At 67.4% G+C, this 25,203-nt stretch carries 18 protein-coding genes; 6 read left to right on the top strand and 12 right to left on the bottom strand.

Going from position 1 to position 25,203, the window contains the following annotated elements:
* Nucleotides 1-63: 63 nt before the first annotated feature.
* The 9 genes from ACZYRS_RS01440 to ACZYRS_RS01400 all read right to left on the bottom strand — a co-directional run bounded on the left by ACZYRS_RS01440 (nucleotide 64) and on the right by ACZYRS_RS01400 (nucleotide 14,292).
* Nucleotides 64-6,081 (bottom strand): alpha-2-macroglobulin family protein, encoded by a 6,018-nt coding sequence (locus tag ACZYRS_RS01440; RefSeq protein WP_463417850.1) that lies wholly within the window; start codon nucleotides 6,079-6,081, stop codon nucleotides 64-66.
* 120 nt (nucleotides 6,082-6,201) lie between these two features.
* Nucleotides 6,202-6,678, bottom strand: a complete 477-nt coding sequence (locus ACZYRS_RS01435; RefSeq protein WP_463417849.1) for a DUF2269 family protein — start codon at nucleotides 6,676-6,678, stop codon at nucleotides 6,202-6,204.
* Nucleotides 6,675-7,052: a DoxX-like family protein gene (locus ACZYRS_RS01430; RefSeq protein WP_463417848.1), complete on the bottom strand. Its 378-nt coding sequence runs from the start codon at nucleotides 7,050-7,052 to the stop codon at nucleotides 6,675-6,677. The genes ACZYRS_RS01435 and ACZYRS_RS01430 overlap by 4 nt, the downstream gene beginning before the upstream one ends.
* Nucleotides 7,049-8,167: a saccharopine dehydrogenase family protein gene (locus ACZYRS_RS01425; protein ID WP_463417847.1), complete on the bottom strand. Its 1,119-nt coding sequence runs from the start codon at nucleotides 8,165-8,167 to the stop codon at nucleotides 7,049-7,051. Before ACZYRS_RS01425 ends, ACZYRS_RS01430 begins: the two co-directional genes overlap by 4 nt.
* Nucleotides 8,164-9,795, bottom strand: a complete 1,632-nt coding sequence (locus ACZYRS_RS01420; protein WP_463417846.1) for an FAD-dependent oxidoreductase — start codon at nucleotides 9,793-9,795, stop codon at nucleotides 8,164-8,166. Before ACZYRS_RS01420 ends, ACZYRS_RS01425 begins: the two co-directional genes overlap by 4 nt.
* A 7-nt stretch (nucleotides 9,796-9,802) precedes the next feature.
* Entirely contained in the window at nucleotides 9,803-11,344 is a 1,542-nt protein-coding gene (locus ACZYRS_RS01415) for a polyamine aminopropyltransferase (protein WP_463422436.1), read from the bottom strand.
* 14 nt (nucleotides 11,345-11,358) lie between these two features.
* Nucleotides 11,359-11,577 (bottom strand): DUF350 domain-containing protein, encoded by a 219-nt coding sequence (locus tag ACZYRS_RS01410; protein WP_013544332.1) that lies wholly within the window; start codon nucleotides 11,575-11,577, stop codon nucleotides 11,359-11,361.
* A 57-nt stretch (nucleotides 11,578-11,634) separates the two neighbouring features.
* Nucleotides 11,635-13,122 carry a DUF4178 domain-containing protein gene (locus ACZYRS_RS01405; RefSeq protein WP_463417845.1) on the bottom strand — a complete coding sequence of 496 codons (1,488 nt, stop codon included), beginning with the start codon at nucleotides 13,120-13,122 and terminating at the stop codon, nucleotides 11,635-11,637.
* Nucleotides 13,123-13,242: 120 nt separating this feature from the next.
* Nucleotides 13,243-14,292, bottom strand: a complete 1,050-nt coding sequence (locus ACZYRS_RS01400; RefSeq protein WP_198785428.1) for an SPFH domain-containing protein — start codon at nucleotides 14,290-14,292, stop codon at nucleotides 13,243-13,245.
* 177 nt (nucleotides 14,293-14,469) lie between these two features.
* On the opposite strand from ACZYRS_RS01400, the gene ACZYRS_RS01395 reads away from it, so the two are divergent.
* The 4 genes from ACZYRS_RS01395 to ACZYRS_RS01380 all read left to right on the top strand — a co-directional run bounded on the left by ACZYRS_RS01395 (nucleotide 14,470) and on the right by ACZYRS_RS01380 (nucleotide 18,114).
* Entirely contained in the window at nucleotides 14,470-16,818 is a 2,349-nt protein-coding gene (locus ACZYRS_RS01395; RefSeq protein WP_198785429.1) for an NADP-dependent malic enzyme, read from the top strand.
* Nucleotides 16,819-17,000: 182 nt separating this feature from the next.
* Nucleotides 17,001-17,414, top strand: a complete 414-nt coding sequence (locus ACZYRS_RS01390; protein WP_198785430.1) for a guanyl-specific ribonuclease — start codon at nucleotides 17,001-17,003, stop codon at nucleotides 17,412-17,414.
* Nucleotides 17,415-17,464: 50 nt separating this feature from the next.
* Nucleotides 17,465-17,890 (top strand): barstar family protein, encoded by a 426-nt coding sequence (locus ACZYRS_RS01385; RefSeq protein WP_086011111.1) that lies wholly within the window; start codon nucleotides 17,465-17,467, stop codon nucleotides 17,888-17,890.
* Between the two features lie 77 nt (nucleotides 17,891-17,967).
* Nucleotides 17,968-18,114 carry a hypothetical protein gene (locus ACZYRS_RS01380; protein WP_155403714.1) on the top strand — a complete coding sequence of 49 codons (147 nt, stop codon included), beginning with the start codon at nucleotides 17,968-17,970 and terminating at the stop codon, nucleotides 18,112-18,114.
* Between the two features lie 48 nt (nucleotides 18,115-18,162).
* Here the strand turns inward: ACZYRS_RS01380 and rsmA are convergent, their stop codons facing one another.
* From rsmA to ACZYRS_RS01365, 3 genes are read right to left on the bottom strand one after another with little or no spacing between them, the layout of a single operon-like run.
* Nucleotides 18,163-18,927, bottom strand: coding sequence for a 16S rRNA (adenine(1518)-N(6)/adenine(1519)-N(6))-dimethyltransferase RsmA (gene rsmA / locus ACZYRS_RS01375; RefSeq protein ID WP_463417844.1), 765 nt, complete (start codon nucleotides 18,925-18,927; stop codon nucleotides 18,163-18,165).
* A gap of 4 nt (nucleotides 18,928-18,931) precedes the next feature.
* Nucleotides 18,932-20,341, bottom strand: a complete 1,410-nt coding sequence (locus tag ACZYRS_RS01370) for a peptidylprolyl isomerase (protein WP_463417843.1) — start codon at nucleotides 20,339-20,341, stop codon at nucleotides 18,932-18,934.
* Nucleotides 20,342-20,362: 21 nt separating this feature from the next.
* Entirely contained in the window at nucleotides 20,363-22,978 is a 2,616-nt protein-coding gene (locus tag ACZYRS_RS01365) for an LPS-assembly protein LptD (RefSeq protein ID WP_463417842.1), read from the bottom strand.
* Between the two features lie 237 nt (nucleotides 22,979-23,215).
* Between ACZYRS_RS01365 and ACZYRS_RS01360 the strand changes: the two genes are divergently transcribed.
* Together ACZYRS_RS01360 and ACZYRS_RS01355 are read left to right on the top strand one after the other, a co-directional pair.
* Nucleotides 23,216-24,313 (top strand): aminoglycoside phosphotransferase family protein, encoded by a 1,098-nt coding sequence (locus tag ACZYRS_RS01360; RefSeq protein ID WP_463417841.1) that lies wholly within the window; start codon nucleotides 23,216-23,218, stop codon nucleotides 24,311-24,313.
* Between the two features lie 69 nt (nucleotides 24,314-24,382).
* Nucleotides 24,383-25,123: a 16S rRNA (uracil(1498)-N(3))-methyltransferase gene (locus tag ACZYRS_RS01355; protein WP_463417840.1), complete on the top strand. Its 741-nt coding sequence runs from the start codon at nucleotides 24,383-24,385 to the stop codon at nucleotides 25,121-25,123.
* Nucleotides 25,124-25,203: the final 80 nt, after the last annotated feature.

The following is a 25,203-nucleotide window of genomic DNA, read 5'->3' as shown; positions in this document are numbered from 1 at the left end:
CTGCACCCTCACCCTGGCCCTCTCCCGCAAGCGGGAGAGGGGACAAGGCGGGGAATGCCGAAGTCAATTGGCCACCACCTGGAAGCGCGCACCCGCCGAGCGCGAATACACGCGCCGGTCGTACATCGCTTCGCCATACGCGGCCGGCACCACGAAGTCGCCGACGTTGGTGGCGCGCGCCTTGTAGGTCACTTCGAGCAGGTTCTTGTCGACGGCGCCGTAGAACACCACGCGGTCTTCGCGGATGTCGGCGTACTGCACCTTCCACGAACCGCCGCCGCCCAGGCGTTTCTTCCAGATCGGCGCGTCGGCATTGGCGTCCTCGTCGTCGCCCACGGCCTGCAGCACCGGCTCCAGCCCGCCGGGCAGCAGGTCGACCAGTGCCACGTCGTTGAGCTGCGCGCGCTCCAGGCTGCGCACGCGCACCCGCACAGTGACCTCTTCGCCGAGCCGGGCCTTGGTGATCGGATTGCCCTTGGCATCGAGCACTTCATGGAAGATCTCCAGGCCCTGGTTCACCGGCGTGGCGGGCACGTTGCGCTCGAAGCCCTGTTCGGCCCAGCTGTAGTAGAGGTTGAAGTCGCTGTCGTTCGAGAGCTTGAGCTTCGCCGTGCCGGCCGGCACCGCGGCGCGCGTGATCGGGTTCACCGAGCCCAGCGCGATCGCCGCCGCCTGGCCTTGCGCGTTGACGCTCTGCGCCGTCAGCTTGCCCTCGACGTTCTGGCCCACCGCCTCGAAATACGCATCGACCGCGAGCAGCATCGAGGCCGACGACAGGCTGTTGTACCAGCCGTCGCGCACCATCGCGCCCATGCCTTCCCACACTTCCGGCTTGAGCGTCTTCAGGCGCGAGGGGAAGTGGCGGCCCACCAGGTGCAGCGTCATGCTGTCGTGCACCAGCGGGTCGTAGTAGGCGCCCCAGACGTTGCGGCGCTGCTTCTTCTCGGTGCGCGCGAGCAGGTCGGACCACACGGGGTTCAGGAGCTCGTTGGCCACCTGCTCCTGCTTCACGAGCTGGTAGCTCGCGGCGAGGTACACGGCGCCGAGGTCGTCGCTCCACCCTTGCGTTTGTTTGTTGCGCCAGGCCTCACGCAGGTTGGCCAGTGCGGCCGGCGCGATGATGCCCTGGCGCGTGAGGAGGTACGCCGCCTGCGTGCGCTGGCGCCAGCCATCGAGCGACGTGTCGGCGCTGCCGAGCCAGCCCTGCAGATACGTGTTGGCCTTTTGCAGCAGGTCCTGTGGCACGGGCAGCTTGTGGTCCTTGGCTTCGATGAGCAGGTGCACCGCGTAGAGCGTGGCGAAGGCATCGGTGCCCGCGCCGGGCCACAGCGAGAAGCCGCCGTCGGCCGTCTGCCGTGCGCGCAGCTGCACGAGGTAGCGCTCGAAGGTCTTGCGCGCCTCGGGCATCGGGCCCTGCTCGGGGGTGCGGCCGCGCGCCATTTCCTTGACCAGCTCGGGGCGGCTCGATAGCAGCACAGCCGGGAAAGTCTGGCTCGTGATCTGTTCGGTGCAGCCGTGCGGGTAGACCTCCAGGTACTGCATGAGGCCGGTCGCGAAGGCCCAAGGCGCCGCCGATACCGCCACGTCGCTCTTGCGGAAGTTCGGGTACAGGTCGGCCTTGCTCGCGAGCTCGCCCGCGCGCTGGAAGCTCCCCGCCTGCACCATCGTGACGAACGGCGACGCGGGCCGCACGCTCACTTCGGTCGACAGGCGCGCGCTGAAGGTCTTGTGCGTGGAGGTGAACACCAGCGCCGACGAACCCAGCACCGCCTGCTCGCCCGGCTTGGCGCGCACATTGAACTTGGTGCTCGCTTCGCCGCGCTCGTTGACCTTGAGCGTTTGCGTCGCGTCGCCCACCACTTCGAGGCCGCCCGAGGCGGTGAGCGTGAGCGCGATGGGCACCTCCTTGCCCGAGCCCACGATGTTGTTCGCGAGGCCCACGCCCACTTCGACGGTGTCGCCGGGCGCCATCGCGAGCGGCGCGTTCGGCAGGATCACCATGTCGCCGCGCACCACGGTGCGGGTGCTCTTGGCGGCGGTGGTTTCGTCGTTCACCGCGACGGCCATCACGCGCAGGCTGCCGTTGAAGCTCTCGGGCACGGTGTAGCTGAATTCGCGGCTGCCGTTCACATCGACCAGGCCCGACCAGTAGGCCACCGGCTTGTCGCGCTTGCGCTTGAACGGGTTCAGGTGCTTGCCCAGCTCGCCTTCGCCTTCGCCGTCGCCGCCGGGGGCTGCGCCCTGCATGAGCTTCTTGAACTCCGGCAGGATCAGGTCGAGCGTCTGCAGCGTGCCCACTTCGAGCGCGCGCTTCTGGAAGAAGTGCTTGAGCGGGTCGGGCGTCTTGTAGCGCGCCACCTGCAGGATGCCCTCGTCCACCGCGAACAGCACGGCGCGCGTGGGCTTGTCGCTGGTGAGCTTCATCTTCACCGTCTGGCCGGGCTTGACCAGTTCGCTGCTCGTGAGCTGAAGGTTCGCGGTGCGCTTGGCCAGGCTCGTGGCGAAGGGAATGACGCCGTACGACAGCGGGCTCATATAGACCTCGTCGGACGCCGGGTCGCGCACGAAGTGCACGTTGATGTAGCCGGTGCCCTCGAAGTCCTTGGGCAGCGTGATCTTCTGCACCGAGGCGGTCTTGTCGGTCTTGAACCACGCGTGGGCGTAGACCTTGTCGCGCTCGATGGTGATGAGGCCCGCGCCCACGTATGGCGCGCGGATGCTCACCTCGATCTCCTGGCCCGGCTCGTAGTCCTTGCGGTCGAGCGTGAGCTGCAGCTCGGCGTTGCGGTCCAGCGAGCGCGAGACGTTCGCGTTGCCCGCGACGCTGTATTCGACGCGGTTCAGCTCCAGCCCGCCCGCATTGCGCACCACGTAGGCGAAGTTGCCGGGCGTGGCGGTGTTCAGCGCGATGGTGTTGCCCGCGGCGGCGATGGCCAGCGGCTTCTCGTCGATCACGATTTCCTTCTTGCGCGACTCGTAGCGGTACAGGCCGCTGTCCTGCTTCACGAGCACCGACAGCACCTTGCGCTCCACGCGCTCGATCTTCAAGTCGTCCACGGCCGTCTTCCTGGCCTGCGAGTCGATCGCGATCACGGTGGCGTTGCGCGCGGCGCCCTTGCTCACGTAGCTGGTGTCGCCGTCGACCTTCACGCCGACGAGGTAGGGCATGTCGCTCACCAGCGTCTGCGCTTCGGCCGACACGCTGCGCCCGCCCTCGGGCTCGAAGGCCTTGGCGAGCACATGCACCTGGTACGTCGCTGCATCGAAGCGCGAGAGGCGCAGGTCGAACTCGGCCTTGCCCTCGGCGCTGGTCTGCACGCTGCCAAGGTCGTCGACCTGCTTCTCGGTGGCGCGCTGCGGATCGAAGAAGGCGTAGTCGGCGAACGCGCGGAACACCGGGAAGGCCGGGCTCAGCGTGAGCGTGCCTTCGACCTTGCGGTCGGGCGCGGGCGTGCCGAAGAGGTTCTGCACGTCGATGAGCGCCTTCAGGTCCTTGGGTTTGACCCATCCCTCGGCGACTTCGCTGCTGAGCTTGGCCACGACCTTGGTGCGATCGGGCAGGAACTCCTGCACCTTCACCGTGGTGCTGCCGATCAGCAGGCCCTCCACCTCGGGGTTGCCGGGCGACGACTCGCGCGGGAGGTAGAGGTTGACGGTGTAGTTGCCGGTGGGCGAGGTGTCCTGCGTGGTGTGGGCGATTTCCGCGGCACCGCCGGGGCCGAGCTTGAGCTTCTCGCGGCGCACGCTGAGGCCTCGCGCATCGATGATCTCGGCCTCCAGCGGCAGGTCGCGCAGCGACGTGGCCCAGTTGCCGGCCTTGACCATCATCGCGATGTGCATGGTGTCGCCCGGGCGGTAGATGCCGCGGTCGCTGAACACATAGGCGGTCATCTGGTTCGGCACGCCGGCCGCGCGCAGGCCGCCGACGTCGAAGCGCGAGATGTCCAGCGTGCGGTCGCTGCGGTTGAAGGGCAGGAAGCTCAGGTCGCCGTCCTTGCGCACGACCAGCACCACGGGCGCCTTCTCGCGCTGGTAGCCGGCGAGGTTGGGCAGCTTGGCGGCGCCCGTCGCATCGGTGGATTGCGACGCGACGATCATGCCGTTGCGGCCCCACACCTCGACCAATGCGCCGGCGACCGGCTGGCCGTTGGCGATGCTCTGCACGAACACGTCGCGCGTGCCGTCGAGCGATTTCTTGGCGACGATGCCCAGGTCTGTGACCAGCACCAGGCGCTGGTCCTTCTGGTCTTCGGGGTTGCCGCTTTCGGGATTACCGTCGCCCTCGTACTGTTGCTGCTCTTCCTGCTGTTCTTCATCGGGCTGCGCTTGCGTCGCATCGCCTTCGGGCTTCTTCTTGGCCTTGGGATCGAAGCCCTGCACCTTCAGCAAGAACACGCCGCGGCGGTCGGCCACGTCGCTGCGCAGGTACTCGGCGAAGTCGACGGTTTCGTAGTGCGCCTTGCCGGCGGGGATGCTGAGCGGGATCTCCTTCTGGAAGCGGTCCACGAGGTTGTCCGACTGCAGGCCGCCGTAGAACTGCGGGTGCGCGAAGTCGCCGTTGGTCTGCGTGACCAGATGCTGCAGCTGCTGCGGCAGCAGGCGGCCGATTTCCAGGCGGATGCCGGGCAGGTCGCGCACCAGGATCGGCAGCTTGCGTTCGCCCGAGAGCGCGAGCAGCGAGCCCTGGCTCATGATGGTGAGTTCGGGCGCGAAGGTCTTGAGCAGGCGCACGTCCTGCCGCGCGGCGCCAAGCTGGTAGCCGCCCGGCGTCTTCAGGCCCTTGGCCACCCGCACCAGCAGGTAGCGGCCGCCCTCGGCTTGCGGGAGGCGGAAGCTGACCATCTCGGTCACTTCGCGCTCGCTGGCGATGGGCTGCAGGGTGATCTTCTTCGCGCGGCGCAGCACGGCGTCGGTCACCTTCGACGGATCGGCGGACCAGTCGAATTTTTCTTCCGGGTCGCCCTTGGCTTCTTCGGTGGCGGGCAGGAGCCAGGCCTGCACCACGCGCGCCATTTCGCGCTCGTGCACCGGCATCGAGGCGGTGACGTGCATCACATGCTCGGGTTCGCCGTTCTCGCCCGTGACGATGGTCGGGTCGATGCTGGCGATGTCGAGGCTGAAGAGGCCGGGGATGTCGACCGCGCGCGAGATGTCGCTGCGCTGGGCGGGGCCGCCCTTCTGCGCGACGGCGCCGGACGTGAGGCTCAGCACGACAGGGCGCGTCTTCTCTGGGATGGGCAGCGGCTCGGACTGCAGCGTGGCGGTGAGGCGCAGCTTGTCGTAGCTGACGGTGAACTTCTCGCTCGCGCACTTGCCCACGGTGAAGATCGAGGTGCCGCAGGCCTGGTCATAAGTGAGCACCAGGCGCTTTTCGAACTCTGCCGTGTTGACGGGGTGCGAGAAGCGCACCTGGAAGAGCGCGCGCCGCACGTTGGCCTGCACCGGGTCTTGATAGAACTCCGCGCCCGCGATGCGCGCGTTGAATTCGGGCGAGGTGAATTCGTACCTGCGCTGCTCGATCTCGATGTGCGGCGCGAGCGCGTCCTTCGCGAGCTGCACCTTGTAGGGCTGGCCGACCGGCCAATCCTGCGCGGGCAGGAATTCGAGCTTCTTCTGGCTGCTCCACGTCCAGCGCCCGGCGATGGCGGGCTCGATGCTGACACCGGTCGCCTCTTGGCCGATGCGCGCGATCGGCGCGACCGAGGCGGTGAAGTTGATGACGACCGGGTTGGGCCCCTTGTCGTTTTCGATCTGCGTGCGCGGCGGCGGCACGATCTGCGCGGTGGAAACGACCGGCTCGACGCGATCTGGCGTGAGGCCGTGCCACCACTTCAAGACATGCGGGCTGGCGAACCAGCCAGCGAGCACCAGCAGCGCCAGCACCACCAGCCAGGCCAGCCGTTGCTGCAACCACTGCAGCCCGAGGAGAAGAAAGGCGCCCACGATGCGCAGCCACCCCGGAGGTCGCCAGGAACCGACGAGTCCGCGTGCCAGCGGCCGCAGAAAACCGAGCGCACGGCCCAGTCCGGTGAAGAGCACGTCGCTGAGCGACGCGAGTTTTCGATTGGCGATTTGAAGCATGAAAGCTCCCCCGGTGTTTTTGTTGGCGCCTGGCAGTCTCCCGACTGCCTGTGAAGCAATGGCGCTGTGTGTGAAGTCTGCGTGAAAACCGCACAGGCCCGCGCACCGGCCCGTCTCGAATCAGAACGAAAGCGCGGGTTTGTTCACCATGAGCCAGAAGACGGCAGCCATGGCCACGAAAGCCGGGTAGCCGAGCAGTTCCCAATAGCGTTGGTAGCGCGCGTACAGCGGCGGCAGCGGCATGGCGTCGTGATGCGCCCGCCCGGCCATCGCGGCCATGCGGATCTGCAGCCACACCACCGGCAGCCAGCAGATTCCCGCGAACACGAAGAGGCCCAGCGACACAGCGAGCCAAGGCGTCGACAGCGGCCAGCCCGCCATGTGCGCCAGCGCGAAGCCGGTGGCCGGCTGCAGGATGACCGTGGGCGTGGTGAACCACCAGTCCGCACGCACCACCAGCCGGCTCACCACCGCCTGCGCCGGCACGCTGCCGCTGCGGTTGGCAAAGAACATGTAGAAGGCCGAGCCCAGCCCCGTGCCGACCATCAGCACGCTGGAGACGATGTGCAGCCACTTGAGGACGAGGTAGGTGTTCATGGCATGGCGCGCCGGTACAGGTGCCAGAGCAGCGCGGCGATGGGCAGGTTCTTGAGCAACGGGCCCAGCGGATGCAGCCACAGGGCGGGCTGAAGGAAGGTGGCGACTGCCGTCATGAGCAGCATCAGGCCGAGCGCCGCGAGATAGCTGGCGCGACCGGGCCGCAACCAGAGCGCGAGGCCGATGGCGAGATCGGCCGCCGCACCGCCGAAGATCAGCCCCTGCACCAGCCACGGCGGCGATGCGATGCCGGCCTCGGCCAGCACCTGACGACTCTGCCCATTCAATTCGACGATGCTGGCGAAGGCCGTGAACAGCCAGACCGCGACGAGGCTCAGGCGCAGCGGGCGATCGTCGTCGGCCGGCCGCGTCATGAGGCGGACAACGTCTCGTCGATCACGTCGGTCACCATGCCCCAGCGCGCGAACTCGGGCTCGAATTCCGGCAGCGTGAGCAGCCCGGTGCAGGCATGCGCCCCGACAGCGAGTGCATCGCCGCGCGCGAGCCGTCGTGCCAGCAGGATCGCGGCCATGCAGGGAATCTCGGGGCCATGGTTGTCGTCGGCGGCGATGTGCCAGGCGCGGCGCGCTTCGGCACCTTGCGCATCGGTGCCCTCGACGCGCACCACCATGCCGCCCAGCGCGGTGCCGAGCGCATCGAACACACCGCCCGCCGAATGCAGCAGCGGCGCCAGCTTCTGCGGCGCGCGCAGTAGGCCGATGCGGTGCATGAACGCCATGAAGGCGAAGGCCTGCTGCGCGATGCCGACTTCGAGCGCCGCGCGGAACATGACCGACTGCACGCCCGCATAGCGCGACGGAAAGAGTTCGAGATCGGGGATGTCGCACAACGCACCCCGGCGCGGCCGCATGCGCGCGAACTGCACCTTCACCGGATTCGCCCAGCCGGGCTGCTCGGTCCATCGGCCGTCCTGCCAGACGCGGATCGGCGCGCCGCAGTACGCGAGCACGCCCGCCAACGTGGCCTCGCCGCGCGGCGCGCCTTGCGCGGGCGCGATGCAGATATCGATGCTGCGCACGCCTTGCCAGCCCGCCGTGAGATGGTCGATCACCGCCGACGAGAGCGCCGGCACGGTGCTGGCGCCTGCAACGGCCGTTCGCCCCGCATCGCGAAAGGTGGCATCCATCGCGGCGGGAAAGTCGCAGACGAAGCGGCGGCCATCGGCCAGGTCAATGTAGTGCGCGCCGGCGGCCGCGACGGCCTGCGGCACGCGGTAGTCCTGGTTCTGAAACGGGCCCGCGGTGTGGATGACGAGATCGACGCCCAGGTACCCCAGCCCTTGCGCGAGATCGGGCGACTGCGCATCGACGCGAACGCCGCGCGCATGGCCACCCAGCGATTGCGCAAACGCCGTCGCGCGCTCCAGGTCGCGCCCGCCGATCAGCAGTTCGATGCTTGCATCCGCCGCCAGCGCACGACAGATGCGCGCGCCGAAATTTCCGTAGCCGCCGAGCACCAGCGTCTTCATGCCAGGCTCGCGCCCGCGACGTGGCCACGCGTGAACGCTTCCTCGAAGATCGAGTAGCCCGACCAGTCCGCGTGCGCGAACGACAGGCGCCCCGCGATGACGCTGCCGCGGTGCGCATCGTCCGGCGCGGTGCGTTGCGAGCCGATCTCCGCCAGCAGCCCGGGCCGGGGGATCGACATGGCATGGCCGTAGCGCGTGATCTCGATGCGCGTGGCAAGCGAGGGCAGGTCCGGGTGCGGCGCCGACAGCTCGGCGAGCAGGTCGTCGCGCCAGCCGGTCCAGGGGCGCTCCAGCAGCAGCTTGCGGCCATCGGCGCTGTCGTAGCTGCTCGGGCCCAGTGGCCGGTACCAGCTCAGCACGGTGCCCCGCGGCGTGGGGTCGAGCGTCTGGTGGCGCGCATCGACGTAGCCCAAGCCGCGCGTGCCGTAGATGACGTTGTCCCAGCTCGGCGCGGCGCCCACGCGGTCGGCCAGCGGACCGCGCAAATGCACGTTGGCCACCAGCCAGGGCGCGTAGCGCACGTGCGCGGCGGCGTGCTTCAGCACCTCGGGCGCGTTCTCGACCACGCGCGCCGCGATGAACACCGGCAGCGCGACGATGCAGCGCTCGGCCTGCCAGCGCACCAGCGATTTCGATGCGGCATCCCACGCATCGACCTCGACGCCGCCGCGCAACTCGGCGATGCGCGTGACGACCTGGCCTGTGCAGAGGCGCTCGCCGAGCGGCGCGGCCAGTTGCTTCGTGAGCCAGCCGTTGCCTTCCGGCCAGGTGAGCACGCCATCGCGTTCGGGGTTGGCGTCGTTGGCGCTGCCGCTCGGGTCGCCGGGCGCATGGAAGCCGTGCCGGCTCGCGAAGTAATGGATGCCGGCCCAGGCCGACACCTGTTCGATGCCCGCGCCGTAGTCGTCGCGGCAGCAGTAGTCCAGGTACCAGCGCAGCTGCGCGTCGCTGAAGCCTTCGCTGTCCAGCCAGCGCGAGAAGGCAATGGCGTCGAGCGCCAGCAGCTCGGGCGTGACCGCGACCTTGAGCGTCGGAATGGCGAAATGCGCCGCGTGTTGCAGCGCGTCGATGCGCTGCGCGAACTTGCGGTATTGCGCGATCGTGTCGACGCCCACGCCGTGCATGGGCAGCAGGCCGTCCTGCCACTCGCCGTGGAAGAAGAGGCGCTCCTGCGGGCTGTGGCAGAGGTTGCGCTCGTCGTATTCCCAGCGGCCCGCCACGCGCTGGCGCAGACCCAGCTCCTCCAGCAGGTCCTGCACCTCGCGCGCGTCGTCGCCGGGCACGGGCAGGTAGTGCGCGCCGAGCGGGCAGGCGATGCCGTTGACCATGCCGCCGCGCGCATTGCCGCCGGCGGTGTCTTCGAGTTCGAGCAGGGTGAAGTCTTCAATGCCGGCAAGCCGCAAGGCGCGCGCGGCCGCAAGACCGGCGACGCCGCCCCCGGCGATCACCACGCGCGTGCGCTTCACGATCGCCGGCGCCTGGCTCCTGAGCGCGCCGTCGCGCATCGCATGGCCTCGTGCGACGTCGATGCCGGTGAAGCCGCCTTCGATGGGCGGCGGCACCTCGCAGCCGGCCAGCGCCAGGGCGCCCGCCGCACCCGCCACGCCGAGGAAGTCGCGCCGTTGCATGACGAGGCTAATGCGCCATGACCTTGCCCCACTCCTGTTCGTAAGTGGTGACGAGGGTCTGGTTCGACAGCCGGTTTACTTCAGCTGGAACGCGCGCCATGTCGAGCGGAAAGTCGAACATCAGCGGCAGCGTCGAAGGCGAGAGGAAGCGCAGCCCCGAGGGCAGCGCATCGGGCATCCGGTAGGGCCGGCGGCTCGCGATGATGTAGCCCCATTCGCCGAAGCTGGGCACATGCGCGTGATAGGGCGTCGCGCGCAGGCCCACCGACTCGATGGTCGTCGCCACGGTCCAGTAGCTCTTGCGCGCCACCAGCGGCGAGGTGGTCTGGATCACCGCGTAGCCGCTGGCCGACAGGCGCTTTTCGAGCAGCGAATAGAAGCTGTTGGTGTAGAGCTTGCCGATCGCGAAGTTGGTCGGATCGGGAAAGTCGACCACGATCACATCGAACATGTCGCCCGGCTGCTGCAGCCACTGGAAGGCGTCGGTATTGACGATCTTCACCTTGGGCGACGACAGCGAATGCGCGTTGAGCGCGGCCAGCGTCTCGTGCTCGGTGAAGAGCTTGGTCATATTCGGGTCGAGCTCCACGAGCGTGACCGATTCGACCGAGGGGTACTTGAGGATCTCGCGCACCGCCATGCCGTCGCCGCCGCCGAGCACGGCGACCTTCTTGGGCGCGCCCTGCGCGGCCATCACCGGATGCACGAGCGCCTCGTGATAGCGGTACTCGTCGCGCTCGGCGAACTGCAGGTTGCCGTTCAGGAAGAGGCGATGACCCAGTTGCCCGCGCGTGACCACGATGCGCTGGTAGGGCGAGGTGGCGCTGAAGACGATGCGGTCCTGATAGAACTTGTCTTCGGCCAGCGTGGTGATGTGGTCGGCCCCGGCGAAAGCGCCGATCAGCGCGGCCAGCGCGAGAAAACAAGCCAGCGCGTGCGCGCCGACGCGGCGCAGTTCATGGCGAAAGAGCCACAGCGCCCACACCGCCACCGCCGCGTTCATGACGCCGAAGAGCAATCCGGTGCGGATCATTCCGAGCTGCGGCACGAGGATGAGCGGAAACGCCACCGACACCGCGAGCGCGCCCAGGTAGTCGAAGGTCAGCACCTGCGAGACCAGGTTCTTGAGCACGATGTTGCGCTTCAGGATGCGCATGACCAGCGGAATCTCCAGCCCCACCAGCGTGCCGACGACCATCACGAGGCCATAGAGCAGCAGCCGGAACGCGCTCGGCACGTAGGCATTCGCCAGGAACAGGATCGCCGGCAGCGCGCCGCCGATCAGCGCCACCAGCAGTTCGATGCGAAGGAAGTGCGCCGGCAGCTGGCGGTCGAAATAGCGCGAGAGCCAGGAGCCCACGCCCATCGCGAACAGGTAGGTGCCGATGATGGTGCTGAACTGCAGCACCGAATCGCCGAGCAGGTAGGAACTCAGCGCCGCCGCGCTCAGTTCGTAGACCAGCCCGCAGGCCGCGACCACGAACACGCTGGCGAGCAGGGCGATCTCGATGGGCTGCGGCCCGCGCGCATCGGCTGGGCGCGCGGACAGTGCCGCCTCCTCGTTCAATGGATTGCTGCGGCGACGATGATGCAGATGCCCAGGCTCATCGCGGCGACCACGAGGCCGAGCGCCACGTTCTGCTTCTCGACGATCTCGCCCCACAGGTCATAGGGCGTGATCTTGTCGATGATGAGAAAGCACAGCCAGAAGATGATCACGCCGATCAGCGCGTACACGAGCGATCCGAGGACCACGCCCGGTTTCAGCCATTCAAATCCCATGGGGACCTCCAGTCGTAGCAGTCATAAGTGAAATTGCAATGGGCGAGCGCATCTTCGTCATTTGTGGCCGCCACCGCTCGAATAGCCCCCGTACGAGCCGCCCGAGCTGCGGTAGCCGCTCGAGGAGCCTCCGCGGCCGCTGCAGGTGCTCAGGATGATCAAGAGGATGATGATGACGACGATGATCAGGATGATCGTGCCGCAGCCCATGCCCGAGGCGGCGCTCACCGGCAGCGCGTCGCCGCGCTTGAACATGTCCTTCTTGGCATCGAGCTTGAAGGCGGTCGCGACCACGCCGCTGTCCAGCTTGATGCCCGACGACCAGGTCAGCTCGTTGGCCGAGCGCTCCATCGACAGCAGCGCCGGGCCGCTGGCGAAATCGCGGTTGAAGGTCTTCTGCCCGCGCTCGACCTGCCAGTAGAACTCGCCGGCCACGTAGGTGGTCTCGGCGTTGTAGGCGTACTGCTGCTGGTAGCGCTTGCTGAGGTACGTGGCGGTGCTGCCGTTCTCGGCCATCACCGGCGCGCCGGTGGTCGGCTTGACCATGCTCCAGCCGTCCTCGGCATCGACCAGGAAGCTGAAGCCGCGCTTCTTGTTGAAGAGCAGGTACTCGTCCCAGCCGAAGTGCTCGTCGTCGCCGGGCTCCACGCCCATGCGGTGCTGGAAGCCCACCACCTGCCACTGCGCGCCCTGCAGCTGGCCCATGGTGCCCAGGGCGATGAGCGGGCGCACGGGCTCGTCCTGCGTCGCGTGCTTGAGCTCGCCGCCGATGCCCTGCGACAGGTCGATGATGCTGTTGCACGAGCGGCAGGTGATGCTCTTGCTGTCGGCCAGGTTGACGGTGACCGGCGAGCCGCAGTTGGGGCAGTTGAAGCTGCGGCCCTTTTCGTCTTTCGCGGACTCCTCGCGCAGGCCTGCAAGTTGCAGGTCTTCGAGTTGCACCGAGCGGCCGAGGTAGGCGCTGGGCTTGGCGGTGCCGTAGTCGATGCTGAGCACCAGCCCCTTGTCGTTGCGCAGCTCGACCATCGCGAACGGCCGGCCCAGATCGGGCAGGTGCGGCAGCTCGCCCTGCGCGGAGGTGAGCGCGACCTGCTCGTTCGAGGTGACGGTGTAGCTCTGGCCGGCGAACGCGCTGGTCGCGCCCACGCGCAGGTCGACCGGCGGCGGCGCGGTGCGCTGCAGGTCGAAGGGCAGCGCGAAGACGTAGGCGCCGTTGTCCTCGCTCAGGATGGCGGTGCGCTCGTCGTCGAGCGCGGCGATCCATTCGGTCCAGCGGCCGCCGGGGTAGGTGTATTGCAGCCGGCCGATCAGCGTGAAGGGCTTGTCCTGGATGCGGCCGGTGGCAAAGAGCTGCAGCGGGCTGAAGTCGTCGAACAGCTCCGCCATCTTGCCGGTGCGCGCGAGCGTCTCGCCCTGGCGCACGACGGTGCTCTGGCAGTAGGGACAGACCGCGTGCGTCGATTGCGCCGAGCGGAATTCGACCGGCGCGCCGCAGCCGGGGCAGGGCGCGCGGTAGTAGCGTTGGTTGCCGGTTTCCTCAGCCATCACGGCCGCCGGCAGCAGATGCAGTTAAGGGGAATGCCGTGGAACCGGCTGCGCCGGGCCACAGGCATTGCCCCCTGCAAGGGGGAGGGAGAAGCGACACGAAGTGCGCGAAGCCTGGGTTTAGACCAGCTTCTTGAGCAGTTCGGCCTTCTTGGCGTCGAACTCTTCCTGCGTGAGGATGCCCTTGGTCTTGAGCTCGCCGAGCTTCTCGAGCGTGGTCATCACGTCGACGGGGCTCACCACGGCCACGGCGGGTTGCTGCTGCGTTGCCGCGGCCTGGGCGGCCGCGTTCGGGCTCAGGCCCTGCGCGAGGTTCTGCGCCAGCACCTGGCCGAGCGCCACGCCGGCGCCCAGGCCCATCGCGTCGCCCGCGATGCCGCCGCCATTGGCCGCGCCTTCGGCGAACTTGGGAATCGCCTGCGCCGTCTGGTACTGCATGAACTTGCCCATGTCGTTGCCGACCATGCCCATGCCGATCTTCTGGTCGAGGATCTTCTGCAGCTCTTCGGGCAGCGAGACGTTCTGCACCGTGATGTTCTCGAGCTTGATGCCGATCTTCTCGAACTCGGGCACGAGCTGCGCGGCGAGCGCCTGCGCAAACTGGATCTGGTTGGCCGCGAGATCCAGGAAGGGCACGCCGCTGGACGCGATGGCGTTGCTGATGTTCTGCAGCACGAGGCCGCGCAGCTGGCCGTCCAGGTCGGCCACGCTGTAGATGTCGCGCGTGCCGGAGATCTCGGTGTGGAACAGCTTGGCATCCCCGATGCGGAAGCTGTAGTTGCCGAAGGCCCGCAGGCGCACGGCGCCGAAGTCCTTGTCGCGGATGGTGATCGGCTGGGGCGTGCCCCACTTCTGGTCGACCTGCTGGCGGGTGCTGAAGAAGTAGACGTCGCTCTTGAAGGGAGACTCGAAGAGCTTGTCCCAGTTCTTCAGGTACGTGAGCACGGGCAGCGTCTGCGTCGTGAGCTTGTACATGCCGGGGCCGAACACGTCGGCCACCTTGCCTTCGTTGACGAACACGGCCACCTGCGATTCGCGAACGGTGAGCGAGGCGCCGTTCTGGATTTCCATCTCGGCCATCGGGAACCGCCAGGCCAGCGTGCCATCGCCGGTCTCGGTCCACTGGATGATGTCGATGAACTGTTTCTTGATGAAATCCATCAGGGCCATGGTTGCTCCTCTACGAGTTTTTTCAGGTTTTGTCCGAGCGGTGGATATTGCCACATCGTCTTGACAACGCCCCGTGCTTTTGGTCATGCCTCGCACCGGCCATGCGGCGTATGGCTTTACGAACCGAGGTCTACAATCGGCGCCCCCAGAAGAAGCGCCACCAGGAGCTACAGGCACATGTCCGATTCGACCCCCTCGACCTCATCGACTCCCACGCCCGAAGACAAGCGCGCCGAGCTGCGCCGTGCCGCCCTCGAGTACCACGAGTTTCCCGTCCCCGGCAAGATCGCCATCGCGGCGACCAAGCAGATGGTCAACCAGCGCGACCTGTCGCTGGCCTACTCGCCCGGCGTGGCCGCGCCCTGCGAGGAAATCGTCAAGGACCCGCTGAACGCCTTCAAGTACACCTCGCGCGGCAACCTCGTGGGCGTCATCAGCAACGGCACCGCGGTGCTCGGCCTGGGCGACATCGGCGCGCTGGCGTCCAAGCCTGTGATGGAAGGCAAGGGCGTTCTCTTCAAGAAGTTTGCCGGCGTCGACGTGTTCGACATCGAGATCGACGAGAAGGACCCGGTCAAGCTGGTGGAGATCATCGCTTCGCTGGAGCCCACCTTCGGCGCCATCAACCTGGAAGACATCAAGGCCCCGGACTGCTTCTACGTGGAGCGCGAGCTGCGCAAGCGCATGAAGATCCCGGTGTTCCACGACGACCAGCACGGCACGGCCATCACCGTGGCGGCAGCCATGGTCAATGGCCTGAAGGTGGCCGGAAAGAACATCGCCGACGTCAAGCTGGTCACCTCGGGCGCGGGCGCCGCGGCGCTGGCCTGCCTGAACCTGCTGCTCAAGGTGGGTCTGAAGCGCGAGAACGTGTTCGTCACCGACCTGGCCGGCGTGGTCTACGAAGGCCGCGAAGAGCTGATGGACGACGACAAGCGCCAGTACATGCAGAAAACCGAGCTGCGTAAGCTCGCGCAGGTGATCGTCGGTGCCGACGTGTTCCTGGGCCTCTCGGCCGGTGGCGTGCTCAAGCCCGAGATGGTCGCCAGCATGGCGGCCAAGCCGGTCATCTTCGCGCTGGCCAACCCGAACCCCGAGATCGCCCCCGAAGACGCGCACGCAGTGCGCCCCGACGTGATCATGGCCACGGGCCGCACCGACTATCCGAACCAGGTCAACAACGTCCTGTGCTTCCCGTACATCTTCCGCGGCGCGCTCGATTCCGGTGCAACCACGATCACCGACGAGATGGAAATCGCCGCGGTGCACGCGATTGCCGATCTGGCGCAGGCCGAGCAAAGCGAACGTGTCGCTGCCGCGTACGTCGGTGAAAAGCTGTCCTTCGGCCCCGAATACCTGATTCCGAAGCCCTTCGATCCGCGTCTCATGATGAAGATCGCGCCGGCGGTTGCCAAGGCGGCCGAGGAAAGCGGTGTGGCAACGCGTCCGATCAAGGACATGGACGCCTACCGCGACAAGCTGCAGAACTTCGTCTATGCCTCGGGCACGACGATGAAGCCGATCTTCGAAGCGGCCCGCCGGGCGCAGAAAAAGCGCGTGGCGTACTGCGAGGGCGAGGAAGAACGCGTGCTGCGCGCCGCGCAGATCGTGGTCGACGAAGGCATCGCGCGCCCGACACTGATTGGCCGCCCGGCCGTCATCGCGCAGCGCATCGAGAAATTTGGCCTGCGCCTGAAGGAAGAGCTGGACTACGACATCGTCAACGTCGAGCAGGACCACCGCTACCGCGACTTCTGGCAGACCTACCACCGCATGACCGAGCGCAAGGGCCAGACGGTGCAGACCGCCAAGATCGAGATGCGCCGCCGCCTCACGCTGATCGGCGCGATGCTGCTGCACAAGGACGAGGTCGACGGCATGATCTGCGGCACCTGGGGCACCACGCTGATCCACCTGCACTACATCGACCAGGTGATCGGCAAGCGCCCCGGCGGCTGCGAGAGCACCCCGCAGGACGTGCCGGTTTACGCCTGCATGAACGGCCTGCTCTTGCCCGACCGCCAGGTGTTCCTGGTCGACACGCACGTCAACTACGACCCCTCGCCCGAGGAGCTGGCCGAGATCACGACGATGGCGGCCGAGGAAATGATGCGCTTTGGCTTGAAGCCCAAGGCGGCGCTGCTGTCGCATTCGAACTTCGGCACGAGCAACGAGCCCAGCGCCATCAAGATGCGCAAGACCCTGGACCTCTTGCGCGTGCAGGCCCCCTGGCTCGAAGTGGACGGCGAAATGCACGGCGACGTGGCCCTGGACAGCAAGCAGCGCGCGGTCGTCATGCCGCACAGCGCGCTGGCGGGCGACGCCAATCTGTTGGTTTTTCCGAACATCGACGCGGCCAATATTTCGTACAACCTGCTCAAAACTGCAGCAGGCGGCAACATCGCGATCGGCCCGGTTCTGCTCGGCGCGGCCAAACCTGTGCACATTCTCACGGCCAGCGCGACTGTTCGCCGCATCGTGAACATGACAGCCTTGACAGTGGCTGACGCAAACGCCGAGAGATAGGCCACTCGGCGAAAGTGGACGCTGACTTAGCGGCCCACTTTCGCTTCTTGCGACTGCTCAAACTTTGGGCAGTCGCTTGCTATTTTGGCCAGCGTGGTGCACACTCGCGGGCTTGAATTTGCGGGTTAACCCCGAGGTTGAGCGCAATTCGAACCCCCCGCTCTTTTCTCTTGTGGTGTCCCATGGCGGCTTACGCCTCGATCACGTCCTCTGTCTCAAAGTTTGCGCTCACCAGTCTGATGCTGTTGGCGTTGACGACCGGGGCCGAGGCTCGCGGATGGTTCGGCGCAGGAAAAACGTCCGCTGAGGAATCGATTGCACTGACCGACCTTCCGGTACAGGGCCAGCGAACCTATCAGGCCATCTTGAACGGTGGCCCCTTCCGGTACGAAAAGGACGGCACCGTATTTGGCAATCGTGAGCGTCTCCTGCCGCCGGCACGGCGCGGCCACTACCGGGAGTACACGGTGACGACACCGGGCGCTCGCAACCGGGGTGCCCAGCGAATCATCTGCGGCGGCGAGCAGCGCACGACACCCGAGGCCTGCTGGTACACGGCAGACCACTATGCAAGTTTCAGACGGATTGCGCCATGAGCGATGAAAACGACCTGAGCGGCGCCCCCAAGCGCCCCGAAGAAATGATGATGACTATGGAAAGACCAGCGGAGATGACCTTATCCCTTCGTGCCGTACGCCCGAACATCGTGCAATCGATCCGCGCGTTCCGCGTGAACGACCTGCAGGACGCCGCCAACGCGGCCGGCCAGCACTTCCTGTACGCCAACCTGGGCAACGCCCAGACCAAGCAGGACGTGCTTGACCTGATCGCCCAGCAGTTCACCTTCCCGGCGCACTTCGGCAAGAACTTCGACGCGCTGTACGACTGCATGACCGACCCGTTGCATAAATCGGGCCCGCAGCCAGGTTTTGTCATCGTGCTCGAACAGATCCCGGCCAACGCCAAGTTCGACAAGGAAGCGCGCGAGCAGCTGCTCGACATCTTCCGGGACGCTTCGGATTACTGGGGCGACCGCAAGGTCCCCTTCCGGTGCTTCTATTCTTTTCTGTAGCCCGTTCTGCATCTACCAGCCAAGCAGAACGGGCGAACGAGGCTCAGCCGAACGCTGAAACCCTCGATGGCATCGAAGTGAATCCCAACGCCGCCGCAACGGCCGCCGCCAGCACCGAGCCGGCCGGCGAAAAAATGCCGACCGACAAACTGGTCGACGTGTCGCCGCTGGCGCTGCGCATGAGCAGCCCCTTCAACGCGGGGTACTGGCTGGCCGCCGCTTGATTGCAGCAACCGCCTGAATGAAAAAAGCCCGTCGACGACGGGCTTTTTTCATGGGGGAACGGCCTGGGCCAGTGCGACGTATTCGGCCACCGGCACTTCCTCGGCGCGCCGCTGAGGGTCGAACGCCCCCTCGAAGCCATGCGTCTCCAGCCATTTGCCCAGCGTGTGCCGCAGGATCTTGCGGCGCTGGCTGAAGGCCACCTGCACGATCTCGCCCAGCCGCGCCGCATCGACCACCGGCGGCTGCGCCAGCGGCACCATCCGCACCACGGCGCTGTCCACGCGCGGCGGCGGATCGAAGCTCTCGGGCGGCACGAACAGCACGTTCTGCATGTCGTAGCGCCACTGCAGCATCACGCTCAGGCGGCTGTAGTCCGACGTGGCGGGCCTGGCCACCATGCGGTCGATCACTTCCTTTTGCAGCATGAAGTGCTGGTCCGCGATCAGGTGGGCATAGCCCAGCAGGTGGAACAGGATCGGCGTGGAGATGTTGTAGGGCAGGTTGCCCACCACGCGCAGCGGCTTCGGCTCGGCCTTGGCCGCGAGTTCGGCGAAGTCCACCTTCAGCACATCGGACTCGATGACCTCCAGCTGCGGGTGCTCCCGCAGCCGCTTGGCCAAGTCGCGGTCGAGCTCGATGACCGTCAGGCGCCCGAGCCGCTCGACCAGCGGCTGCGTGAGCGCCGCGAGCCCCGGCCCGATCTCGACCATCGCATCGCCGGGCTGCGGCGCGATCTCGTGAACGATCGCATCGATGATTCCGCCGTCGGACAGGAAATGCTGCCCGAACCGCTTCCTGGCGATGTGTGCCATCGGATCAGGACTGCGGCGGGTCGCGGTATTCCACGTAGGCGCGCGCGCGCACTTCCTGCACCCAGGTGGTGAAGGCTTCCTCGACGCGCTGTTCGCGCAGCACATTGCGCGCGGCTTCGCGCTGCTCGGTCTGCGTCAGCTTGGAATCGCGGCGGCCGACCACCTGGATCAGGTGCACGCCGAAGCGCGAGACGACGGGGTCGCTGATCTGGCCCGGCGACAGCCGGTCCATGGCTTCCTCGAACTCGGGCACGAACTGGCCGGGGCGCGACCAGCCGAGATCGCCGCCTTCCTTGGCGCTCGCGTCCTGCGAGTTGTCGCGCGCCAGGCCCGCGAAGTCGGCCGTGCCGGCCTGCACACGGCGCTTGAATTCCGCCAGCTGCGCCACCGCCTGCGCCGTGGTGCGCTTGGGGTCGTTGAGCAGCAGGATGTGGCGCACCTGGGTCTGCGTGACGGTTGCGTCCAGCGAGCCGATCTGCGCCTTGGCCAGCACCTTGAGCACATGGAAACCGGCGCTGGAACGAACCGGGCCGGCAATGCCGTTCAGCCCCGTCGATTGCACGGCGTCGACGAACAGCGGCGGGTAGCGATCGGCGGTGCGCATGCCGATGGCGCCGCCGTTGGCGCGGTCGGGCGAATCGGAGTTCTCCCGCACCAGCTTGGCGAAGTCCTCGCCCGAACGGGCGCGATCGGCGATGCCCTGCGCCTTCTTCTGCGCGGCGGCCACCTGGGCGTCCGTGGCGTTCTCGGGGAGGGCGACGAGCACCTGCGCGAGGTTGAGGTTCTGCAACGCCGCATTCTTGGTGGTCGAGTTGCGCTGGTCGCGCAGGTACTCGTCGGCCTCGGTGTCGCTGATCTTGACCTTCGACTCGACTTCGCGGTCGCGAAGGCGCGTGAGCAGCAGCTGGTCGCGCAGGTCGTTGCGGAAGTCCGCGAGCGCGATGCCCTCGGCCGCCACGCGGCGGCGCAGCTCGACCAGGCTGATCTCGTTCTGGCGTGCCACGGTCTGCTCGGCCTGGTCGATCGCCACGTCGTCGACCTTGATGCCGCCTTCCTTGGCCAGCTGCAGCTGCGCGCGCTCGGAGATCAGGCGCTCCAGCACCAGGCGCGTGAGCTCGCCGCGCGGCACGCGTTCCGCATCGGGGTTCTCCTTGAGCAGGCGCGTCACCCGCGACTGCACGTCGGTGTTGGTGATCGGCTCGGAGTTGACCAGCGCCACGATGAATTCAGCCGCCCGCTGCACGGGCGCCGCCGTCGGCGCGGCCGGGGCGCGCTGCGCCGGCGGGGGCCCCAGGCGCGGACCGGCGCGCATGATGTCCGTGATGCCGCTGCCAGAGCGAAAGCCCTGCGCACCCGACGTTGCGGCCATTGCCGCAAGGCAGCCCAGGGTGATGATGGAACGGATGTGTTTCATGGCGTTGCTCAGTCAGTCGTCTCAGTCGTAGTTGGTGAAGCGGCTCGGCGCCTCGCCAGGTTGGCGCAGGGGTTCGTAGCGCTGGATGTTCTGCCGCAGCGCCTGCATCGGGCTGGAGCCGATGCTGGAGAAGCCGACAAATTCGAGCTGGAACATGATGCGGGTGTTGGCCGTCACCTGGCCGGTGGTGATGCGCTGCAGCACCACGCGCCCGATCCAGCAGCAGCCGTCGTACTCGAAGCCGAGCACGCCGTCCGTGAGTTTCTTGTCCTGCAGGTCGTAGTTGAGACGACCCACCGCATACCAGCGGCCGCCGCCCTGGCCCTTGCCCGGGCCCAGGTTCTTGCCCTTGTCGCCCCACAGGTCGTTCAGCGGCCACTGCCAGCCCACGTCGATCGACTTGTTGCCATCGTTCACCGCGGTGGTGTTCGGGTTGGCCAGCAGCGCCGCCTGGTACGCCGCGCTCGGCGCCTGGTAGCGGAACGCCACGCTCAGGTTGTGGTACGGCTCGGGGTTGTAGCGCGCGCTGAGCGCCGCACGGGTCGAGCGGCGCGTGTCGGGGTTGTACTGCACGAGCGCGTCGGTGCTCCACTTGGGCGTCCAGTTGATCTGGCCGCCCACGAGGAAATCGCTCGCGCGGTCGGTCACCGGCAGGCCGCCGGGGAGCACGACCTTCTGGTCGGCAAAGCGCAACCGCTGCGCGATGCCGATGCGCGCCGCCTCGACGCCGGTGTCCGGGTCGATCAGGCGCGAACTCACGCCCAGCGTGAGCGCGTTGGTGTCCGAGATGCGGTCGTTGCCCGAGAACGCGTTCTCGGTGTAGATGGTCGCAAAGCTGAAGTCGTTGGCCGCCGAGTCGTAGTTCGGCAGCATGCTCTGGTTGCGGTACGGCGTGTAGACGTAGTACGCGCGCGGCTCCAGCGTCTGGCGGAAGGCACGGCCGAAATAGCTGGCGTCGCGCTCGAAGATCAGGCCGCTGTCCAGGCTGAAGGTCGGCACCGTGCGGTTGGCCGAGGTCGGGAAGAAGTACAGCGAATTCGGGTTGTACGGCACGCCGTTGACGTACTGCACCCCGTTGATCGTGAGCTTCGGAATGTCCGATTGCGGCCGGTAGAAGCTGTACGACGTCGCATTGAGCTGCAGCTTCGGAATGACGAAGGAGCTGGGCGTGATGAACGGCCGGCTGATCGTGGCCAGCGCGAACGCGCGGTCCCCGTCGGGCTGCGACTGCTGCGTGAGATCGAAACCGGGCTGGCCGCTCAGGATCGTGTTGACCCGGAAACGCGTGTAGTCCAGGTTCAGCGAGACGTCGAAGCCGTGCCAGTCGTACTTGTTGTAGTTGGCCGTGATCTGCGGCATGCGGTCGTACGACGGCACGATGGGCGACAGGTTGTACTGCAGCGTCTGGTAGCGCAGCGCGCGGACCGCGCCGCTCCAGTCGTCCTTGCTCCAGTTGAGCGAGGCCTCGTTGGGCAGCTGGCGCTGCGCCAGCGTCGGCGTGCGCGTGAAGTCGCGCCAGTAGTCGTTGTCGCTGACCCGGTTGATGTTGATGTTGGCCGACAGCGAATCCAGGCCGAGCGCCTTGGCGTCGAAGTCCTGGTGGTGGTTCGCCCAGATGCCCCAGCGCTTGGTGCTGCCGGGCGGCGCGGTCAGGTCCTTGGCCTGGATTTCTCCATTGGCCAGCTGCTGCAGCTGCGAGGCGCGCAGCTCGTTGTAGCGCTGGCCCACCAGGCGATCGGCCCCCATCAGGTCCAGCCGGATGCTGCCGCTGTAGTCCTTCTCCAGGTACCGGAACTCGGTGCCCAGGTTCAGGCCGCGCTTGCTCATGATCGTCGGCGTGATCGTGGCGTCGCGGTTGGGCGCGATGTTCCAGTAGTACGGCTGCGAGATCTCGATGCCGTTGGTGTTGTCCACGCCGATGGTGGGCGGCAAGAGGCCGCTCTTGCGCGCGTTCGACAGCGGAAAGCTCACGCTCGGGATCGGCGGCGTGCTGATGCCCATGAAGCTCAGGCGCGCGTTGGTGGCCACGCCCTCGTTCTCTTCGGTGTCGGTGGTGATGGTGGCCGCGGTCAGGAGCCACGCCGGCATCCAGCCCGGAAAGTCTTCGCGGCGGCAGGTGGTGTAGGTGGCGCGCCGGGCGATCGACACGTTGGCGTCGACGAAATCGATGCGCTCCGCATCGCCGTGGCCGCCGTTCGCCAGGAACCGGTAGCGCACGTTGTTGAAGAAGCCCTCGAAGGTCTCCAGCTTGAGTTCGAGCTCGGGGCCTTCGTACACGTTGCCGCCCTGGTTGACGCGCACGTTGCCCTTGGCCTTGGCGCGGTCGTCGGGCTGGTAGTACTCCAGCCGGTCGGCGGTGATGGCGACCGGGCCGCGACGCAGCGTCGCATTGCCTTCGACCACGGTCTCCAGGTCGGGGCGGCCGGACATCCGGTCGCCGGTGACCAGGCTGGGCAGCTGGCCGCGCTCGGTGGGCGGAATGACTTCGGTGAGCAGCGGGGTGCGCTTGAGCGTCAGCGGGCCGTCCAGGCCGCCGGCGGGCTGCGCGAAGGCGCCATGCGCCTGCAGGAGCGCCAGCGACAGCATGGCCAGCTTCAGCGGCGGGCTGGCGCGTCGCAGGGCAACACGTCGGCTCATCAAGCCTCCCGCCAGGCCGTTCCGAGGAAGGCCCGCGGCCCCCCCGAGGAGAGCAGCGAGCGCACAAGGTGCCAAGCGTGGGGGCTTTGGGTCGTAGGCATCGGTTCGGAACGAAAGATCGTCGGGGAGACGGCGCGGCAGGCCGGCGGGTTGCAGGGGCCGGCAGCAACCTCTGTTCGATCGGTGGCCGACCGGAGGGGGTTGCCGCGCCAGGCGGATTTGTAGAATCGATTATCCATGACAGCACCCCCGCCCCCGGCCTCATTGGCCCCACGCCCCGCCGAGGCCCTTCTCTGGACAGATCCGCAGCGCGCCGAAGTGTTCCGGGGCTGGCTGTCGGGCATTGCCGTCGCACAGCATCTTCTGCCCGACACCGTGCGCCTGGCCTCGGCCGATGCGAGCTTTCGCCGCTATTTCCGCGTCGACACGCGCATCCCCGGCACGCCGACGCGCATCGTGATGGACGCCCCGCCCGACAAGGAGAACAGCGATCCCTTCGTGCAGGTGGCCGGGCTCATGGCCGAGGCCGGCGTCACGGCGCCGCAGGTGCTCGAATGGGACCGCCCGAACGGCTTCCTGCTGCTGGACGACCTGGGCCGCCAGACCATGCTCGAGGTGATCGACCCGGCCCAGCCGGACGCCAGCCGCCCGCTCTACGACCAGGCCATCGATGCGCTCATCCGCTGGCAGCTGGCCTCCAAGCCCGGTGTGCTGCCGCCCTACGACCGGGCGCTGCTGGAGCGTGAACTGGCGCTCTTTCCCGAGTGGTACATCGGCCGCCACCGCGGCGTGGCCATCGAAGGAAAGCTGAAGGAGCGCCTGGAGCGCAGCTTCAAGCTGATCGTGGAGAGCAACCTGGCGTCGCCCAGCGTCTACGTGCACCGCGACTTCATGCCGCGCAATTTGATGATCGGCAACGGCACCGCCCTCGGCGTGCTCGACTTCCAGGACGCCGTCTACGGCCCCATCACCTACGACATCGCCAGCCTGATGCGCGACGCCTTCCTCAGCTGGGACGAGGAGTTCGTGCTCGACGTCACCGTGCGCTATTGGCAGGCGGCGCGCAAGGCGGGGCTGCCGGTGGACGAGGATTTCGGCGCTTTCTATCGCGCCGTCGAATGGATGGGCCTGCAGCGCCACCTGAAGGTCGCCGGCATCTTCGCGCGCCTCACGCTGCGCGACGGCAAGCCCCGGTACCTGGCCGACACGCCGCGCTTCATCGCCTACATCCGCGCCACCGCCGGCCGCTACATGGAGCTCACGCCGCTCGTGCGGGTGATCGACGAGGTCGAGGGCACCTCGGCGCTCACCGGCTTTGCCTACGGCCGGGTCTGAAGCGAATTTATAGAAAACCGCCCGGGATGCCCACGCCACGGCTGCATTCCTTGCTCCACATTTCATAGCATGCCCCGTTTCCATTGCTCCGTGCCGCTGAGCGCCGGCGCCGCTTTCGCGCTGCCGCCCGGTGCCGCGCGCCACGTGCAGGTGCTGCGGATGCAGCCCGGCGATGCGCTGACCCTGTTCGATGGCGCGGGCGGCGAGTACGAGGCCACGATCGAGCGCATGGGCCGCAGCGACGTTTCGGTGACGGTCGGCGCCCACCACCCCATCGAGCGCGAGGCGGCGCGCGCGGTGCACCTGGCCGTCGGCATGCCGGCCAACGAGCGCATGGACTGGCTGGTCGAGAAGGCCACGGAGCTGGGCGTCGCGAGCATCCAGCCGCTGGCCACGGCGCACGGCGTGCTGCGTCTTTCGGGCGAGCGCGCCGAGAAGAAGCGGGCGCACTGGGAGGCCATCGCCATCGCGGCGTGCGAGCAGTGCGGCCGCAATCGCGTGCCTGTGATTCACCCGGTGCGGTCGTTCTCGGGAAATTCGGGATGGATCGATGCGCAGGGCGAAGCAGGCGCCGCAGCGCATTTCGTGCTGAGCCTGGCCGAGGGCACGCAGGACATCGCCGCGGCCGTTGCGGCGCACGCCCCCGACCACCGCGACGTGCGCGTGCTGAGCGGCCCCGAAGGCGGCCTCAGCGCCGCCGAGGAGCAGGAAGCGATCGCACGCGGCTTTGCGCCGGTCACGCTCGGCGCGCGCGTGCTGCGCGCCGAAACCGCCGCGCTCGCGGCCCTGGTGTTGCTCGGCGGCGCCTAGGGGGTGTTTTCCGCGACGCGCGCGCGGACGGGCTGCGGAAGAATGGGTACCTCACCGTTCATCACGACCAAGAAGGACCC

The organism is Variovorax sp. AC194 (genome assembly GCF_979257995.1).
This window is presented reverse-complemented; position numbering and strand designations above follow the sequence as displayed.

What these genes read in the sequence shown, in the direction of transcription:
- ACZYRS_RS01440 (WP_463417850.1), bottom strand. Translation starts at nt 6,081, where the DNA reads ATGCTTCAAATCGCCAATCGAAAACTCGCGTCGCTCAGCGACGTGCTC.
- ACZYRS_RS01435 (WP_463417849.1), bottom strand. Translation starts at nt 6,678, where the DNA reads ATGAACACCTACCTCGTCCTCAAGTGGCTGCACATCGTCTCCAGCGTG.
- ACZYRS_RS01430 (WP_463417848.1), bottom strand. Translation starts at nt 7,052, where the DNA reads ATGACGCGGCCGGCCGACGACGATCGCCCGCTGCGCCTGAGCCTCGTC.
- ACZYRS_RS01425 (WP_463417847.1), bottom strand. Translation starts at nt 8,167, where the DNA reads ATGAAGACGCTGGTGCTCGGCGGCTACGGAAATTTCGGCGCGCGCATC.
- ACZYRS_RS01420 (WP_463417846.1), bottom strand. Translation starts at nt 9,795, where the DNA reads ATGCAACGGCGCGACTTCCTCGGCGTGGCGGGTGCGGCGGGCGCCCTG.
- ACZYRS_RS01410 (WP_013544332.1), bottom strand. Translation starts at nt 11,577, where the DNA reads ATGGGATTTGAATGGCTGAAACCGGGCGTGGTCCTCGGATCGCTCGTG.
- ACZYRS_RS01405 (WP_463417845.1), bottom strand. Translation starts at nt 13,122, where the DNA reads ATGGCTGAGGAAACCGGCAACCAACGCTACTACCGCGCGCCCTGCCCC.
- ACZYRS_RS01400 (WP_198785428.1), bottom strand. Translation starts at nt 14,292, where the DNA reads ATGGCCCTGATGGATTTCATCAAGAAACAGTTCATCGACATCATCCAG.
- ACZYRS_RS01395 (WP_198785429.1), top strand. Translation starts at nt 14,470, where the DNA reads ATGTCCGATTCGACCCCCTCGACCTCATCGACTCCCACGCCCGAAGAC.
- ACZYRS_RS01390 (WP_198785430.1), top strand. Translation starts at nt 17,001, where the DNA reads ATGGCGGCTTACGCCTCGATCACGTCCTCTGTCTCAAAGTTTGCGCTC.
- ACZYRS_RS01385 (WP_086011111.1), top strand. Translation starts at nt 17,465, where the DNA reads ATGACTATGGAAAGACCAGCGGAGATGACCTTATCCCTTCGTGCCGTA.
- rsmA (WP_463417844.1), bottom strand. Translation starts at nt 18,927, where the DNA reads ATGGCACACATCGCCAGGAAGCGGTTCGGGCAGCATTTCCTGTCCGAC.
- ACZYRS_RS01370 (WP_463417843.1), bottom strand. Translation starts at nt 20,341, where the DNA reads ATGAAACACATCCGTTCCATCATCACCCTGGGCTGCCTTGCGGCAATG.
- ACZYRS_RS01365 (WP_463417842.1), bottom strand. Translation starts at nt 22,978, where the DNA reads ATGAGCCGACGTGTTGCCCTGCGACGCGCCAGCCCGCCGCTGAAGCTG.
- ACZYRS_RS01360 (WP_463417841.1), top strand. Translation starts at nt 23,216, where the DNA reads ATGACAGCACCCCCGCCCCCGGCCTCATTGGCCCCACGCCCCGCCGAG.
- ACZYRS_RS01355 (WP_463417840.1), top strand. Translation starts at nt 24,383, where the DNA reads ATGCCCCGTTTCCATTGCTCCGTGCCGCTGAGCGCCGGCGCCGCTTTC.